The organism is Aneurinibacillus uraniidurans (assembly GCF_028471905.1).
GTDB lineage: Bacteria > Bacillota > Bacilli > Aneurinibacillales > Aneurinibacillaceae > Aneurinibacillus > Aneurinibacillus uraniidurans.
The window spans coordinates 1,370,899-1,388,089 of the sequence record NZ_CP116902.1 but is presented as its reverse complement, the minus strand read 5'-3'; the positions used below and the strand labels follow the sequence as shown (position 1 = coordinate 1,388,089).

At 49.0% G+C, this 17,191-nt stretch carries 14 protein-coding genes; all 14 read right to left on the bottom strand.

Annotated elements, in window-relative coordinates:
- Positions 1–60: 60 nt before the first annotated feature.
- Positions 61–330, bottom strand: a complete 270-nt coding sequence (rpsO, locus tag PO771_RS07030; protein WP_272562551.1) for a 30S ribosomal protein S15 — start codon at positions 328–330, stop codon at positions 61–63.
- 97 nt (positions 331–427) lie between these two features.
- Entirely contained in the window at positions 428–1,372 is a 945-nt protein-coding gene (locus tag PO771_RS07025) for a bifunctional riboflavin kinase/FAD synthetase (protein WP_272562550.1), read from the bottom strand.
- 2 nt (positions 1,373–1,374) lie between these two features.
- Positions 1,375–2,319, bottom strand: coding sequence for a tRNA pseudouridine(55) synthase TruB (gene truB, locus PO771_RS07020; protein ID WP_272562549.1), 945 nt, complete (start codon positions 2,317–2,319; stop codon positions 1,375–1,377).
- Positions 2,316–3,311: a DHH family phosphoesterase gene (locus PO771_RS07015; protein WP_272562548.1), complete on the bottom strand. Its 996-nt coding sequence runs from the start codon at positions 3,309–3,311 to the stop codon at positions 2,316–2,318. The genes truB and PO771_RS07015 overlap by 4 nt, the downstream gene beginning before the upstream one ends.
- Positions 3,308–3,670, bottom strand: a complete 363-nt coding sequence (gene rbfA, locus PO771_RS07010; protein ID WP_272562547.1) for a 30S ribosome-binding factor RbfA — start codon at positions 3,668–3,670, stop codon at positions 3,308–3,310. The genes PO771_RS07015 and rbfA overlap by 4 nt, the downstream gene beginning before the upstream one ends.
- 30 nt (positions 3,671–3,700) lie before the next feature.
- Positions 3,701–6,229 carry a translation initiation factor IF-2 gene (gene infB / locus PO771_RS07005; RefSeq protein ID WP_272562546.1) on the bottom strand — a complete coding sequence of 843 codons (2,529 nt, stop codon included), beginning with the start codon at positions 6,227–6,229 and terminating at the stop codon, positions 3,701–3,703.
- Between the two features lie 17 nt (positions 6,230–6,246).
- The gene (locus PO771_RS07000; RefSeq protein ID WP_272562545.1) at positions 6,247–6,546 is read right to left on the bottom strand and encodes a YlxQ family RNA-binding protein; all 300 of its coding nucleotides are present in this window, start codon (positions 6,544–6,546) and stop codon (positions 6,247–6,249) included.
- Entirely contained in the window at positions 6,543–6,818 is a 276-nt protein-coding gene (rnpM, locus tag PO771_RS06995; protein WP_272562544.1) for an RNase P modulator RnpM, read from the bottom strand. Before rnpM ends, PO771_RS07000 begins: the two co-directional genes overlap by 4 nt.
- 6 nt (positions 6,819–6,824) lie before the next feature.
- Positions 6,825–7,979 (bottom strand): transcription termination factor NusA, encoded by a 1,155-nt coding sequence (nusA, locus tag PO771_RS06990; protein WP_272562543.1) that lies wholly within the window; start codon positions 7,977–7,979, stop codon positions 6,825–6,827.
- 28 nt (positions 7,980–8,007) lie between these two features.
- Positions 8,008–8,466 carry a ribosome maturation factor RimP gene (gene rimP / locus PO771_RS06985; protein ID WP_272562542.1) on the bottom strand — a complete coding sequence of 153 codons (459 nt, stop codon included), beginning with the start codon at positions 8,464–8,466 and terminating at the stop codon, positions 8,008–8,010.
- 152 nt (positions 8,467–8,618) lie between these two features.
- On the bottom strand, positions 8,619–12,935 hold the full coding sequence (locus PO771_RS06980; protein WP_272562541.1) for a PolC-type DNA polymerase III: 4,317 nt from the start codon (positions 12,933–12,935) through the stop codon (positions 8,619–8,621).
- 78 nt (positions 12,936–13,013) lie between these two features.
- Entirely contained in the window at positions 13,014–14,723 is a 1,710-nt protein-coding gene (locus tag PO771_RS06975) for a proline--tRNA ligase (RefSeq protein ID WP_272562540.1), read from the bottom strand.
- A gap of 36 nt (positions 14,724–14,759) precedes the next feature.
- Positions 14,760–15,998 (bottom strand): RIP metalloprotease RseP, encoded by a 1,239-nt coding sequence (rseP, locus tag PO771_RS06970; protein ID WP_272562539.1) that lies wholly within the window; start codon positions 15,996–15,998, stop codon positions 14,760–14,762.
- Positions 15,999–16,032: 34 nt separating this feature from the next.
- A complete protein-coding gene (locus PO771_RS06965; protein ID WP_272562538.1) occupies positions 16,033–17,181 on the bottom strand; it encodes a 1-deoxy-D-xylulose-5-phosphate reductoisomerase in 1,149 nt (382 codons plus the stop codon).
- Between the last annotated feature and the right edge of the window lie 10 nt (positions 17,182–17,191).

Sequence of the window (17,191 nt, the reverse complement as noted above, 5' to 3'; positions counted from 1 at the left end):
TAAAAGAAATTATTAGTAAGAATAATGAACATGAAAAAAGCGGGGAAACCCCGCTTTTTCTTATCGACGTAAGCCTAATTTAGTAATCAGTTCACGGTAACGTGCTACGTCTTTATCTTTCAGATAACCGAGCAGGTTACGACGTTGACCAACCATTTTCAGAAGCCCACGACGGGAATGGTGGTCTTTCTTGTGCGTACGCAGATGATCGTTTAAGTAATTGATTTTCTCCGTAAGGATAGCAATCTGTACTTCCGGTGATCCTGTATCGGATTCGTGAGTACGGTACTCTTCGATCAGCTGGTTTTTGCGTTCTTGTGTCAAAGCCATCCTTGTCACCTCCTTTAATATATCCCCAATACCCTAGACAATCGTCGGTGAGTCGATTATCCAAGCTATGGTTTATCATCCAACATCCAATACTATATCACACAATAGAATGAACCGCAAATTGTTTTTTCGCTTCCGCTACATCCTGCTGAATGCGAGCGACCAGTGCGTCAATTCCGGAAAACTTCTGCTCCTCGCGAATGAAGAATAAAAATTCTACATCCAGCGTGCGTCCGTATATGTCATCATTGAACTCAAACAGATGTGCTTCGAGTGATTTTTCTTTGCGTTCATTCTCAAATGTCGGCTTGATGCCGACATTCATCACACCATGATACGGTGTTCCATCAAGCCATACCCGTACACCGTACACACCATTGCGCGGCACAATGTACGGAGCGGCAAGCTGTACGTTCGCGGTCGGAAATCCAATCGTGCGCCCGCGCTTCTCTCCGTGCACGACTGTACCATGCACCCGATACGGTCGACCGAGAAACTGAGTCGCTTCGATTATATTACCCTGATACAAATACTCCCGGACAAGCGTACTGCTGATTTTCTCCCCGAACTTATTGACCGGAGCGATCACATCAATATCATAACGACCATTGGCCTGCTCCTTAAGCGTCAACACCGTTCCCTTGCCCCGATGCCCGAATGTATAATCGAATCCAACCACCACATGGCGAGGCTCGAGTGCCATCATAAACTCGTCAATGAAGTCTTCTGGATAAATCGCCGCAAATGCAATGTCAAAATGGACAACATAAGCAATATCTACCCCGGCTGCTTCAAACAGACGCAGCTTTTCATCAAGCGGTGACAAGTACTGTGTATATCCACTCTTCCCAAGTACTTCACGTGGGTGCGGGTAAAAGGTCATAACAGCAGATGCCACGCCTTGTACTTTCGCTTCATCAATCGCTTTTTGAATCACACGGCGGTGTCCGAGGTGTACCCCGTCAAAATAGCCCATCGCCAGCACGCACGGTGGCGCTTCAAAATCAGGTGGTAGCGGATATTGCAAACGTCGAACTTCCATTTTTATGACTCTCCCTCCGGAAACACTCTCACAGGTTTCGATTCCATTCCCTTGTTCTTCTCTTCTATATATACCACTTCATGGAGCGCAAGAAAAGCGCCGTCCGGTGCATACACGCGCATTTTATCTCCGATGTGCCAGTTGCCGTCTGGAAGAGAAAGAAACCGCTGGGATAGCCCATTACGAATCGCCTGTACACGGCCTGCCGGAACAGTCACAGCCGGATACTGGGTCAGTCCAAGATCAAGTGGACGCAGTAAGTCAGCGAACGTTCCCGCTTCAACAGCCTGTTCAATCTGCTCGAATGTGCAGCACTCTTCAATCCGAAACGGACCGCTGCTAATGCGTTGTAGGCCAACCATATGAGCCGGATAACCAAGTGAAGCGCCCATATCGACGCAAAGCGTGCGCACATAGGTCCCCTTCGAACACGTTACCGTAAACGTAATCCGAGGTTCTACTGCTTCTAGATCCAGGCTCTCGATCTCAATCGCATAAATCGTCACACGCCTTGCTTTACGCTCCACTTCCTGCCCGGCGCGGGCAAGTTCGTGCAGGCGCTTGCCGTCCACCTTCACGGCCGAATACATCGGCGGCACCTGCTCAATCTCCCCAATAAATCGGTCAACCGTACGGCGAATATCTGTCTCTGTAAGCGATGGCTCTACCGGCTTCGTCTCGATTACAGTTCCAGAAGCATCTTGCGTGTCCGTCGATGTGCCAATCTGCATCACCGCCCGATACACCTTGGGCGCTTCATGTAAATAATCAGCCACTTTGGTTGCTTGTCCAATACAGATCGGAAGCACGCCTGTCACATCTGGATCAAGCGTACCTGTATGCCCAACTTTTTTTGTACGAGCGAGACGGCGCATTTTCATCACGCAATCATGAGAAGTCATGCCTGCTGGTTTGAACAGCGGCAAAATACCGGATGGTGCCGTCATGATGATGCCTCCTGACCAGCCAGCGCTGCACTCACCTTCTGCTCTACAATCTGCTTCGCAGCGGCAAGCGACCCATGCACCGTGCAGCCCGCTGCCCGAACATGCCCGCCACCACCAATTGACTGTGCAATAGCGGCCACATCAACAATACGGGCGGAGCGAAGACTCACTTTCACTTTATCCGGCGCTACTTCCTTATACAAAACGCCAACTTCCACCCCTTCAATGTTACGAGCGTAGTTGACAAGTCCTTCTGTATCGTCGTTTTGTGCGCCGCACGCTTCCATATCAGCCGCTGTAATCGTGAGATAGGCTGCCTGATCGCCATCGCGTAATATGAGTGTCTGTAAGGCACGCTGTAAAAGACGAACGTGCGCTTTCGTGATTGTCTCTAGCATCCGCTCTGCAATTGGAGCCGGTTCTACACCACAGGCGAGCAGCGCAGATGCAGTCTCCATCACATGCGGTGTCGTATTGGAATAACGAAAACCACCCGTATCCGTAAGCAGGCCGGTATACAGACATACTGCCATCTCCTGCGGAATTGGTTGTTTCATATGAGTAATCAAGTCATACAATACTTCTGCGGTTGCCGCCGCATCTGTACGTACAAGATTATATGTACCAAATAAATCATTCGTCGGATGGTGATCAATGTTTAAGAGCGGCATACCCGCAGGCAGCCACTCTTTCACATCACCAATACGCGCGAAGTCTGCGCAGTCACACGTAATGACAGCATCAAACTCCGGCTTTTCCTGGCAAGACGCATTCATAATCTGTTCTGCGCCTGGCAAAAATCCGAACTTTTTCGGGGTCGACCCTTCGTTCACAAGCACGGCCTGCTTGCCAAGCTGACGTAAAAGCCAGCCTGTGCCAAGCAGTGAACCTGTCGCATCCCCATCTGGATTCACATGGTTAATCACGAGAAAACGCTCATGCTGCTCAATAAAGGCAGCAGCTGAGGCAAGGGATGCTTCGTACGTACTCATTCGTCCTGGTCCCCTTCTTCTTTATGAATTTTCGTCAGCAGCGATTCAATGCGGCTGCCATACTCGACAGATTCGTCGATCTTGAACAGAAGCTCTGGCGTATGGCGCAGGCGGACGCGGCGTCCGATTTCTGTGCGCATAAAGCCTTTTGCTTTTTCAAGTGCGCGAAGTGAGTCTTTCTGTTGCTCCTCACTTCCGAAAATGCTCAAGTACACTTTCGCCTGCGACAGGTCGCCGGTTACTTCCACGCCGGTAATCGTAACAAAACCGATGCGCGGATCTTTGATCTCACGCTGGATGATCTGGCTCAATTCTTTGCGAATTTGTTCGCCTACACGGTTTGTGCGAATGTTGCCCATGTGTGTATCACCTCGCTCTTTCGCTCCAACTTATTGGGCGATTTCCTCCATGATGTACGCTTCGAGAATATCCCCCTCTTTAATATCGTTGAATTTCTCGATTGTAATTCCGCACTCATATCCTTGCGCTACTTCTTTCGCATCATCTTTAAAACGCTTGAGAGCGTCCACTTTGCCTTCGTAAATTACGATGCTGTCACGAATTACACGAACGCCAGCGTCGCGTTGGATTTTGCCATCTGTTACATAGCAGCCCGCAATCGTACCAACGCGGGATACTTTGAACGTTTGACGCACTTCTGCCTGGCCGATAATTTTTTCCTGGTACACTGGTTCAAGCATACCTTTCATCGCCGCTTCGATTTCTTCCATTACTTTATAAATAATACGGTGCAAGCGAATGTCTACTTTTTCCTGTTCAGCTGTAATACGCGCATTCGGCTCTGGTCGTACGTTAAAGCCGATTACAATTGCATTCGATGCCGAAGCAAGAATAACATCGGATTCTGTAATCGCGCCGACGCCTGTGTGAATGATTTTCACACGTACGCCTTCAACATCAATTTTTTCAAGGGAACCACGCAGGGCTTCAACTGAACCTTGAACATCCCCTTTAATAATAACGTTAATCTCCTTAACGTCACCTTCTTTAATCTGACTGAACAGATCGTCAAGCGATACGCGAGCAGATGCACGCAGTTCATTCTCACGACGACCTGCTGCACGACGTTCCCCAACCTGACGAGCTGTTTTCTCATCTTCAAATACCATGAACTGATCGCCCGCTTGCGGCACATCGTTCAGACCGGTAATTTCGATTGGAGTTGACGGCGGTGCTTCCTTGATGCGACGGCCTTTGTCATTAACCATGGCACGAATACGGCCAAATGACGCACCGACAACGATTGGATCGCCGACTTTTAACGTACCGGATTGTACAAGCACAGTTGCAACCGGACCGCGACCACGGTCAAGTTCTGCTTCGATTACGGTACCACGAGCACGCTTATCTGGATTTGCTTTTAATTCCTGTACTTCTGATACGAGCAGGATCATCTCCAGAATGTCATCAAGACCCTCACGCTTCAGCGCAGATACGTGAACGAAGATCGTTTCACCGCCCCAGTCTTCCGGCACAAGGCCATGCTCTGTAAGTTCTTGTTTCACACGGTCTGGATTAGCAGTCGGTTTGTCGACTTTATTCACCGCAACGATGATCGGCACATTTGCCGCTTTCGCATGGCTGATGGCTTCTACTGTCTGCGGCATAACACCGTCATCTGCTGCGACTACGATAATCGCAATATCCGTTACTTGTGCACCACGTGCACGCATGGTTGTAAACGCAGCGTGACCTGGCGTATCAAGGAAGGTAATTTTCTTACCTTGCTTTTCAACCTGGTATGCCCCGATATGCTGGGTGATACCACCTGCCTCCGTTGAAATAACGTTCGTTTCACGAATCGCATCGAGGAGGGTTGTTTTACCGTGGTCAACGTGACCCATGATTGTTACAACCGGCGGGCGTTCTTTTAATGTATCTGGTTCATCAACTTCTTCGATGTTTTCAAAGTCGTTGTAATCAAGCGCAATTTTTTCTTCTACTTCAATCTCGTAATCAGCACAGATCAAGTGAATCGTATCGAGATCAAGCTCCTGATTGATAGTGGCCATTACACCGAGACCGAACAGTTTTTTAATGATTTCGGATGGTGCTTTTTTCGTCTTCTTGCCGAGTTCCCCTACCGTCATTGATCCAGTTACTGTGATTTTATCCACTTTCACTTCCGGTTTAGGTGGCTGCTGCTGAGCTGGCTTCTGGCCGCCGCGACGATTTCCACCCTGACGCTTCATCGGGTTATCATCGAATCGTTTATCTTTATCACGATTATTTTGCTTTTGCGGGGGTTTCTGTCCCCCACGGCGATTGCCGTTATTTCCACTAGCCGAACGACTGCTACCTGCAGCACTGCCTGTACCGCCACCTTGACCGGACGGACGACCTGAGCCACCGCCGGATGGACGACCGCTTCCGCCTTGACCTTGGCGATTTCCACCGCCACCTTGACCTGATGGACGACCTGAGCCACCACCGGATGGACGACCGCTTCCGCCTTGACCTTGGCGATTTCCACCGCCACCTTGACCTGATGGACGGCCTGAGCCACCGCCGGATGGACGACCACCGCCGCCTTGACCTTGGCGATTTCCACCGCCACCTTGACCTGATGGACGGCCTGAGCCACCACCGGATGGACGACCACTACCGCCGTTTCCTGATGGACGACTACCGCCTTGGCTATTTGAATTATGTTTTACTTGTTCCTGGTTTTTTTGATCCATATTCCCACTCTTTTCCGTATCTCGCTTTTGTTGGTGCTGACTGTTTGCACGTTGTTTGATGTCCTTGAAGTGCTGCTCTACTTTCGTAATCATGCTGTCTTCCAGTGTGCTCATATGATTGTTCACTGATAAGCTTAATTTGCCTAACAGATTTAAGAGCTGCTTGCTGCTTAAACCAAGTGTTTTGGCATATTCATACACTCTCAGTTTGCTCATTCATCCACCCCCGACAGTTATTGATGAAGTAACTGCGTCAGCTTCGCGGCAAACCCTGCATCAGTCACGCCTACGACCACCCGCTGCTCCTTTCCTAACGCCTGCCCAAGCGTTCCACGATCTCCGTATGTTTCACACGGCACACCATAGCTTGTGCATTTGTCTGTTAGTTTCTTGCGGGTATTCGCTGCGGCATCTTCGGCTAGAATCACTAGATGAACGCCGCCTTGGCGCACTGCTTTTACGACAAGCTCTTCGCCTGTAATAATTTTGCGCGCCCGCTGAGCAAGTCCCAGCATTTGGTTTATTTTATTCATCGTCTTACATGCCTCGCAAATTCTTGTTCGAGCTGCTCGTACATGTCATCGGTGACTTCTGTCTTCAAGGTGCGGCCGAGCATTTTTTTCTTTTTCACAATGTCAAATGCTGCAAGTGAACGAGAGATATAGGCGCCACGCCCAGATGCCTTGCCGGTAAGGTCGAGTTTTACGTCTCCTTCCGGTGTGCGAACAACCCGGATTAGATCTCGCTTATCAAACATCTCTTGTGTCGCGATGCATTTGCGCTGTGGAGTTTTCCTCGTTTTCACGATTTGTTACTCCCTTTCATCCTCATCTGCTGTGATGTCCATCTCCGGTGCATCTGCCACAGGTGCTTCTTCTACCTGCTTGTTAGCTTTTACGATGGAAACCGGCTCGTCATAGACAAACCCTTCTTCCGCCGCTTGTGTCTCACTCTTAATATCGATTTTCCAGCCTGTCAGTTTCGCTGCCAGACGGGCATTTTGTCCCTTCTTACCAATCGCTAACGAAAGCTGGTAGTCCGGTACAATAACGCGTGTCACTTTCTCGTCTTCATATACTGTTACGTGAACAACTTTCGACGGACTCAGTGCATTCGCCACATAATCGGCCGTCTCTTCTGACCAGCGCATGATGTCGATTTTCTCGCCGCGCAGCTCCTGTACGATTGTCTGCACCCGCATGCCTTTTGGACCTACACAGGCGCCAACCGGATCAACATTCGGATCAGCGGAGTAAACCGCGATTTTGGAACGATCGCCCGCTTCACGCGCTACCGATTTGATCTCGACTACTCCTTCAAAAATCTCAGGCACTTCTAGCTCAAACAGACGCTTTAAGAGACCCGGATGCGTGCGAGACACAAAAATTTGCGGCCCTTTTGTTGTTTTTTCAACTTTTGTGATAAATGCCTTCACGCGATCGCCCTGCTGGAACGTCTCGTTGGGCATTTTTTCATTAACCGGCATCAAAGCTTCTATTTTACCAAGATCAATATAATAGAAACGGCCATCCTGACGCTGCACAATACCGGTTACGATATCTTGTTCGCGGTCGATAAACTCGCTATAGATAATTCCACGCTCGGCTTCACGAATACGCTGTGTAACAACCTGCTTGGCTGTCTGTGCTGCGATGCGTCCAAAGTCGCGTGGCGTAACCTCCATGTCGATAATATCATCGACTACATAGTTCTGATCAATCTCAAGCGCTTCATCCAGCGAGATTTGCGAACGCGGGTCAGTAACTTGATCCACAACGGTTTTACGTGCAAATACGCGAACGTTTCCCAGTTCACGGTTAATATCGACACGTACATTTTGTGCGGAATTAAAATTCCGCTTATAACCGGAGACAAGGGCCGCTTCAATCGCTTCGATCAGCACCTCTTTGCCAATCCCCTTTTCCCGTTCAATCTCACTCAATGCTTCAATAAACTCAGCATTCATTGTAATCCCTAATCCTCCTTACTTCTTCTTAAAACACAATCGCCAAACGGGCGCTTGCGATTTTCTCTTTCGGAACTTCCGCAGTTGCCCTTGCTTCTTTAATGGTAAGCTGAATCCCGTCATACGCGATCAATTCACCTTCAAATACGGTGTCGCCGTTTACCGGCTCGGTTGTCGTCACGTGAACATGCTTGCCAACCGCCCGTTCAAAATCTTTCTCTTGTTTCAGTGGTCGTTCTGCTCCCGGAGAGGATACTTCAAGGAAATACGCCACCTGAATCGGGTCCACCTCATCGAGTTTTTTGCTGAGTTGCTCACTCACGCGGCCGCAATCCTCAATGTCCACGCCGTCTTCCTTATCGATATACACGCGCAGAAACCAGTTGCTGCCTTCTTTCACATACTCGATATCGACAAGTTCAAGATTTTCTGCTTCAACAATCGGTGTGACAAGCTGTTCTGTCACGGCGATGACATCCTGGCTCAAGAAAATAAACCTCCTAGTATGTTAGCTAAAACGAAAGAGTGGGTTGCCCCACTCTTTGCGTCGTTCGAATACGTATGCTTAGTATTACCAAAAAATATTATAGCATATGCGATTGCCCCAGGCAACCGCCCTGCCAAAGCTTCCACATTTAACTAAAATAAAGACAGTTGATTCGTCTCCGGCAGATTGCTTAAGCAGCCCTGCTGCTGCAACAATTCAATCACTGAGCGGGAGCAGCGAGCACGCTGCTGGAGATCTTCAACCGAAAGAAACTCCCCATTCTCCCGTGCGTTCACGATGTTGATGGCAGCACTCGTCCCAACCCCCGCAAGCGCATTGAACGGTGGGATCAAGCTGTCCCCGTCAATGATAAACTGACTCGCATGTGAACGATACAAATCAATGTTTTTAAACGTGAAGCCGCGCTCACACATCTCAAGACACATCTCAAGCACGGTATACAGCGTCTTTTCTTTTGGCTGTGCGTCATTTCCTTTTTCAGCGATTTCTTTCATGCGGGCGCGAATAGCCGCTGATCCCTGTGCAGCAAGCTCAACATCGAAATCATCCGCACGCACTGTAAAATATGTCGCATAGAAATGGATAGGATGATGAACCTTAAAGTACGCAATCCTCACCGCCATCAATACGTACGCGGTCGCATGTGCCTTCGGGAACATGTACTTAATCTGCTTGCACGACCAGATGTACCAGTCCGGCACATTGTTATTTTTCATCTCTTCTTCCATCTCTGGCGTAAGGCCTTTCCCTTTCCGCACAGACTCCATAATCTTAAATGCATAAGATGGATCTAGTCCCTTATACATCAAATACACCATAATGTCATCCCGACAACCGATTACGTCTTTCAGTGTACACGTGCCATTGCGAATAAGCTCTTGTGCATTATTAAGCCATACGTCTGTACCATGTGACAAGCCTGAGATTTGCACCAGCTCAGCAAACGTCGATGGGCGAGTATCCTCAAGCATCTGACGGACGAATTTTGTCCCGAACTCTGGAATACCAAGCGTGCCGATTTTACTGTCAATCTGCTCGGGTGTAATACCTAACACCTCGGTACTGCTAAAAATTTTCATTACTTCCGGATCCCCGACCGGAATTGTTTTCGGGTCAAGGCCCGTCAAATCTTGCAGCATACGGATAACGGTCGGATCGTCGTGGCCGAGAATATCAAGTTTTAGCAAATTATCATGAATGGAATGAAAATCATAGTGCGTCGTTTTCCACTCCGCCTCACGATCGTCTGCCGGGAACTGAATCGGGCAAAAATCGTAAATCTCCATATAATCAGGCACTACAATAATACCACCCGGATGCTGGCCGGTTGTTCGCTTCACACCCGTACAGCCAGCGGCTAAGCGTCCCATCTCGGCATTTCGCCACTGTCGTCCTTTTTCTTCCGCATATTTCCGTACAAAACCGTAGGCAGTCTTTTCAGCAACGGTACCAATCGTTCCCGCACGATAGACGTACTCCTCACCAAACAGTACTTTCGTATAGTTATGCGCATGCGGCTGATATTCTCCGGAGAAGTTCAAATCAATATCCGGAACTTTATCCCCTTTAAATCCAAGGAAGGTTTCAAATGGAATATCATGTCCATCACCGAGCATAGCCGTTCCACATTCCGGACAAACTTTCGGTGGCAGATCAAACCCAGAACCATACTCCCCTTTGAGGAACCATTCATTATGCTTACAGCTCGGGCAACGATAATGCGGCGGCAATGGATTAACCTCGGTAATCTCGGTCATCGTCGCCACAAATGACGACCCAACAGATCCCCGACTTCCGACGAGATACCCATCATCAATTGATTTCTTTACAAGTTTGTGTGAGATCAGATAAATAACTGCGAATCCATGCGTGATGATGCTGTTCAGCTCTTTTTCAAGCCGCTTCTCGACAATTTCCGGTATTTCCTCACCATACAGCTCGCGTGCCTTGTTGTAACTCATCGACCGAATTTCTTCGTCCGCCCCTTCGATCTTCGGCGTGTACAAGTCTTTCGGGATGATTTGTAATTCTTCAAAACGATCGACAAGTGCATTTGGATTCGTAATGACAACTTCTCGCGCTTTTTCTTCCCCTAAATACGCAAACTCCTCTAGCATTTCACTTGTCGTGCGGAAATGTGCATCCGGCTTATACTGTTCTTTGAGTGGACTGAATCCTGTAATCCCATAAATGAGAATCTCGCGGTAGTCTTTCTCGAGCGGATGAATGTAGTGCACATTCCCGGTCGCAATGACAGGCTTATCAAGCTTTTCTCCGAGTTCGACAATACGACGATTCGCATCCATTAACGCTGCTTCATTGGCAACAAGCTGTTTCATAATCAGATGGCGGTTAATTTCAATCGGCTGTATCTCTAGCACATCATAAAACTTTGCCACTTCTTCCGCTTCTTCCGGACTTTTATTCAGCACCGTTTCAAACAACTCGCCTTTCTCACACCCTGATACGACAAGCAGCCCTTCCCGATACTGATTGATCTTCGCCCGTGGAATGCGCGGTGTTTTATACAAGAACTCTGTATGAGACAACGAAATGATCTTATACAAGTTTTTCTTTCCGATTTCATTTAGCGCATAAATATTACAATGGAATGGTCTAGAATTGTGTAAATCCAGACCGACATGATTGTTCAAATCGGCTAGATTGGTAATGTCTCGTTCCAGCACTTCTTTTAATAGCGCAAAAAACACATAGCCGGTCGCTTCCGAGTCATCTACGGCCCGGTGATGGCTTTCGAGACTGACATTAAACTTATCTGCCAGTGTATTCAACCGGTGATTACGCATCGTCGGATAGAGGAAGCGCGCCAGTTCCAGCGTATCAAGGAACGGATTATTCACAGGCGGAAGTCCGCTCTGCTTGCAGCTAGCCTGCAGGAAGCCCATATCAAACTTTGCGTTATGCGCAACCAATACAGCATCTCCTACGAATTCGACAAATTCCCGAATGACCTGATCAAGCTCCGGGGCATCTTTCACCATATCATCGGTAATGTTAGTAAGCTGCTGAATGTTTAGCGGAATCGGCTCATGTGGATTAACGAATGTCTCATACCGATCGATAATTTCTCCATTTTTCATCTTCACGCCAGCAAGCTCAATAATCGTATTGTTCACAACCGAGAGACCAGTCGTTTCTACGTCAAATACAACATACGTATCATTTGCTAGCTCTCGCTCCTGCGGCTGATGTACAATTACAGCCGTATCCGGCACCACATTTGCTTCGATACCATACAACACTTTGATTCCATGCTTCTTCCCAGCTGAGAATGCTTCCGGAAATGCCTGCGCCACCGCATGGTCCGTAATCGCAATCGCCTTATGCCCCCACTCTGCCGCCTGCTTCACCAGACGATCAGCGGATGCAATACCATCCATTGCACTCATATTCGTATGTGCATGGAATTCTACCCGCTTCTCTTCTGCTGTATCCATGCGGGACGCAGCAGGCTTCACTTGTTTTAAGTCACGGGCGGTCATCACAAGCTCTCGCGCATACGTATCTTCCTGTACCGGACCGCGCACTCGAATCCACATGCCGTTTTTCAAGAGATTGAGCTTTGGCACATCTTCTTTATCCCCGGCAAACATCTTCACTTGGAGTGAATCTGTATAGTCGGTGATGTTAAACGTACAAAGCGTACGCCCACTGCGCAGCTCCCGTATATCAACGCCGAATACAAGACCTTGAATGCAGGTCCGACCCTGCTCCTCTGTAATCTCGCTGATCGGTACCGGATCATCTTTAATTTCATAGCCAAGCTGCAGCATTTCCGTCGAAGCTGCCGCAGACGCTTCTGCTGTTTGCAGCTGATCTTTTTCCTTCTGCTTTTCGAGGAGCGCTTCGAGCGCTCGGGAGCGATCTTCTTCTTCCCGCTGCTCTACGAACTGCTGGCGTGTCTCCTCGTTTTGTACAACATGATAGCCGATTGACGGACGAATGCCGCCGAGCTGCTCGACTGCACCCGCAAGCCACTCTTCTACCCGACGCTGTTTCATCCGCTCCAGGATCACTTCATTCGGTGCCCCAATCTGAATCATCTGGTCGCGCACCTCATGTGGAGCGGTATACAACTGTGCAGCTGTTGAATTAATATGCGGGGCAATTCGGTCCACTAGCACCTTCCAATACTCCGCGACAAACTCTGGCAACGGCACCGGCTCCTCATAGCGTAAGCTGCAATCTACTGTTGCAATGTCTTGAAACGTCTGGATGAGCTTCGTCTGAAACGCCTGATACACATTCATCGGAAGCCAGGCTGGAAGCCGAAATGAGAAGTGCCATTTTTTCTCCTTGCGATATACGTCCACCTTCTCTAACAACCCACCAGAAAAATATTGATCAATAAATTCAGGTGGAATCGCCAGCTGGGTAAGCAGCATGTTGAATCGCTCACGCTGAACAGATTCGTTCGTTGTCGCCATACTGATCCACACCTCCCTTAAAAAAGTAAACGCAGGCACCCAACCGGGGGTACCTGCGCATGATGCCTGTGGCTGCCTTTATGCCTGCAGTTCGCCTGCAAGTTGTGCAACGTGCGCCAACAGCCCGTCCATATGAACTTCCTGACCTTCTCCGCCACGGCGCAGCTTGCATTCAACAATGCCTTCGCCCGCTTTCGCGCCAACCGTAATTCGGATTGGCAGACCGATCAGATCCGCATCTTTAAATTTCACACCAGCACGCTCGGCCCGATCATCGAGTAGAACATCATAGCCAGCTTCACGCAGCTTGCTATAAATGTCTTCGGCCAGCTGTTTTTGTTCTTCGTTCTTTACATTAACCGGTACAACATGAACATGGAACGGTGCCATCTCCCATGGCCAGATAATCCCGTTCTCATCATTATTCTGCTCTACGCATGCAGCTACTGTACGAGAGACACCAATTCCATAGCAACCCATAACCATCAGCTGCTCTTTCCCATTCACATCAAGGAACTTCGCACCCATCTTCTCACTGTAGCGTGTGCCCAGTTTAAAGACATGACCGACTTCGATTCCACGCGCAAAAGCGATATGCCCACCACAGCGCGGGCATTCATCTCCTTCTACGATGTTACGAAGATCCGCATATGCCTTCACTTCAAAGTCACGCCCCGGCACAACGTTACGATAGTGTGTATCGACTTCGTTTGCACCCGCAATGACATCAACCATATCCTGTACGAGCGAATCAGCATATACTTCGATCTCAGTCGGCAGGTTAATCGGTCCGATGAAGCCAAGATGTAGGCCAAGCTCGGCAATTTCTGCTTCTGATGCCATTTCCAGTACATTTGCATCCACAACATTTTTCAGCTTCACATCGTTCAATTCGTGATCCCCACGTACAAGCCCGATCACAAAACGATCATCCGCTTTAAATACGAGCGCCTTAATGCAACTGCGTGCTTCAATATTAAAATGGTTCATTAACTGCTCAATCGTTTTTACATCTGGTGTCGGTACTTTTTCCAACTCACCTGCTGATGCCGCACGTTCTCCCTGCTTATACACGACTTCCGCTTTTTCAAGGTTCGCTGCGTAATCACAAGATGTGCAATACGCAATTGTATCTTCTCCGATCTCGGACAGCGCCATGAATTCATGCGTGCCCTTACCACCGATTGCACCAGCATCAGCTTCAACCGGACGGAATTTCAAGCCCGCACGTGTAAAGATACGGGAGTACGCATTATACATGCTTTCATAGCTTGCATCCAGGCCTTCTCGACTTGTATCAAAGCTATACGCATCTTTCATCACAAATTCACGGGAACGAATCACACCAAAACGCGGGCGTACTTCATCACGGTACTTTGTCTGAATCTGATACAGATTGATCGGCAGCTTCTTATATGAATTCAAGTTATCACGCACAAGACTTGTCACGACTTCCTCATGCGTTGGACCCAGTACAAAATCGCGATCATGACGGTCTTTCAACCGCATCAATTCCGGACCGTACGCTTCCCAGCGCCCGGTTTCCTTCCACAATTCAGCCGGCTGAATCGCTGGCATTGAGATTTCCTGCGCACCTGCACGGTCCATCTCTTCACGTACAATTTGCTGCACATTGCGCAGCGCGCGGTATCCGAGCGGCAAGTATGTATATACGCCGGATACAAGCTGGCGGAGTAAGCCGGCACGTACCATCAGCTTGTGGCTGATGATTTCCGCTTCTGCCGGCACTTCCCGCAATGTTGGGAGTAATAATGTAGACTGTTTCAACTCATTCGACCTCCAGACTCGACTTCCCTTGCTTCTTTAACTAAAAAAACGCTGAATGTCGTTCCATGTCACGACAAGAATTAATACCATCAAAAAGGCAAACCCAAGGAAATGAACGACCCCTTCCTTCTTTGGATCAATCGGGCGCCCACGCACCGCTTCAATCCCGATAAATACAAGACGTCCACCGTCAAGCGCCGGCAGCGGAAGCAGGTTCATAATGCCAAGGTTCACACTGAGTGCTGCTGTCCACTGGATGAGAATCATCATGCCTTTCTCGACCGCATCCCCTGTGTATTTAAAGATACCAACCGGACCAGATAGATCCTGAACCGGAACCTGTCCGGTAAATAGTTGGCCAAGCATCGTATAAATTAACTTCGAAAATTCGTATGTCGTAACAGCCCCGTACTTGGCTGCTCCAACGACTGACTTGGACGTAGGTGCATATACACCAATTTTGCCGACTTTCCCATCCGTGCCTGGTGTTACTGGCAAAGCAAACTGCCCACCGTCACGTTCAATGACAAAATTCAGCTTTTTATTCGGCGATGCACTTACAACCTGTACAATGTCTTTCCATGTATGGGTCGCTTTTCCGTCAATCGAGATGACTTTATCGCCTTGTTGCAGCCCGGCTTTTTGTGCAGCCTGCCCCGGAAGAACCTGCCCCATGACCGGGTCATTTGCCGGAATGCCATATGCAAGACCAAGCCCTGTCAGCAGTACAAATGCCAGCAGGAAATTCGCCACCGGCCCGGCAAAAATCGCCGCTGCCCGCTGTCCGACTGTTTTGCTTCCGAACTGGCGGTCGTACGGTGCAATCTGTGTTTCTTCGTTTTTGTACAAAATTTTTGCCTGTGGATGCACAGCATAGCGCACGGGCTCTCCGTCTTCCGTACCGCGAACAAAGAGACCATGTTCAAGATCAGTTTCTTCCACCGTTACAATTGCTGCATGTGGATGATGAAGAATGTCAGTCAGGACGATACGCGTCACAAGACCGGCTTGGTCAAATTCCAATCCAACATCTTGACCGCGCTGAATCTCGATTACTTCCGGGTCTTCTCCGGCCATGCGGACAAAACCGCCAATCGGAAGCAGACGCAGCGTATAGCGCGTTTCCCCACGCACGAAAGAGAACACTTTCGGTCCCATCCCGATCGCGAATTCCCGACATAAAATACCCGCTCGCTTCGCAAGCAGCAAATGACCAAGTTCATGAATAAACACTAGCAATCCAAACACAAGAACAATGGCTAAAACCTTTGTCAATGGGGTTCCACCTTTCCTGGTTGTTCGGCCTTCATTAGGCCCGCTGCTCCTGTTCTGCTGTACGGCGTGCCCACGCATCTGCCGCCACAATCTCATCCAGACTTGGAGCGGCCAGAGCCTGATGCTTCGCCATGACAGAAGCGATAATGTCTTCAATCGCTAAAAATGGAATCTCTCCCGCAAGGAAGCGAGAAACGGCCACTTCATTCGCAGCATTGAGCACAGTCGGCATTGTTCCGCCTTTTCTCCCTGCCTCATAAGCAAATCCAAGACACGGATACCGATCAAAATCTGGAGCTGCAAAATGCAGTGTCCCCATTTTGATCAAATCAAGCGGCTCTGATTCCAGCGGAAGTCGATCCGGGTACGTCAGCGCGTATTGAATCGGAATCCGCATATCTGGCGTGCCAAGCTGTGCCATTACGGCGCGGTCTGTAAACTCCACCATGGAATGGATGATGCTTTCTTTATGCAGAACGGTTTCAATTTTGTCATATGGCATCCCAAATAGCCAGTGCGCCTCAATAATTTCTAATCCTTTGTTCATCATTGTTGCCGAATCAATCGTAATTTTAGCCCCCATGCTCCAGTTCGGATGAGACAAGGCTGCTTCCACGGTAACACCTGCTAGTTCATCCCGTGTTTTATCACGGAATGAGCCTCCCGATGCCGTTAGAATCAGGCGGCGAACCCGCTCCCTATTCTCGCCCTGCAAGCATTGAAAAATCGCTGAATGCTCACTATCGATTGGGAGCAGCGAGACGCCGTGTTTCTGCACAAGCTCGGTTACCAAATGCCCGGCTGTCACAAGCGTTTCCTTGTTAGCAAGTCCGATTGTCTTGCCTGCTTCAATCGCCGCTAGTGTCGGCGCCAGCCCTGCACTACCGACCATAGCAGCAACAAGAAATGAGGCATCTGCATGTGTAGCAACCTCTAGCGCACCCTCGTCCCCCCATAAGATGCGGATGGAGTGCGGAATTCGACCACGCAGTTGTTCTGCTAGCTCTTTCGTCTGTACAGATACAAGCTTCGGCACAAATTCACATGCCTGTTTCGCTAGAAGATCAACATTACGTCCCGCCGCAAGTGCAGTAACGGCGAATTCATCAGGATGCTGACGCACTACATCCAGTGTCTGTGTTCCGATTGATCCAGTTGAACCGAGAATAGCTAGTTTCTTCATGGTTCCTCTT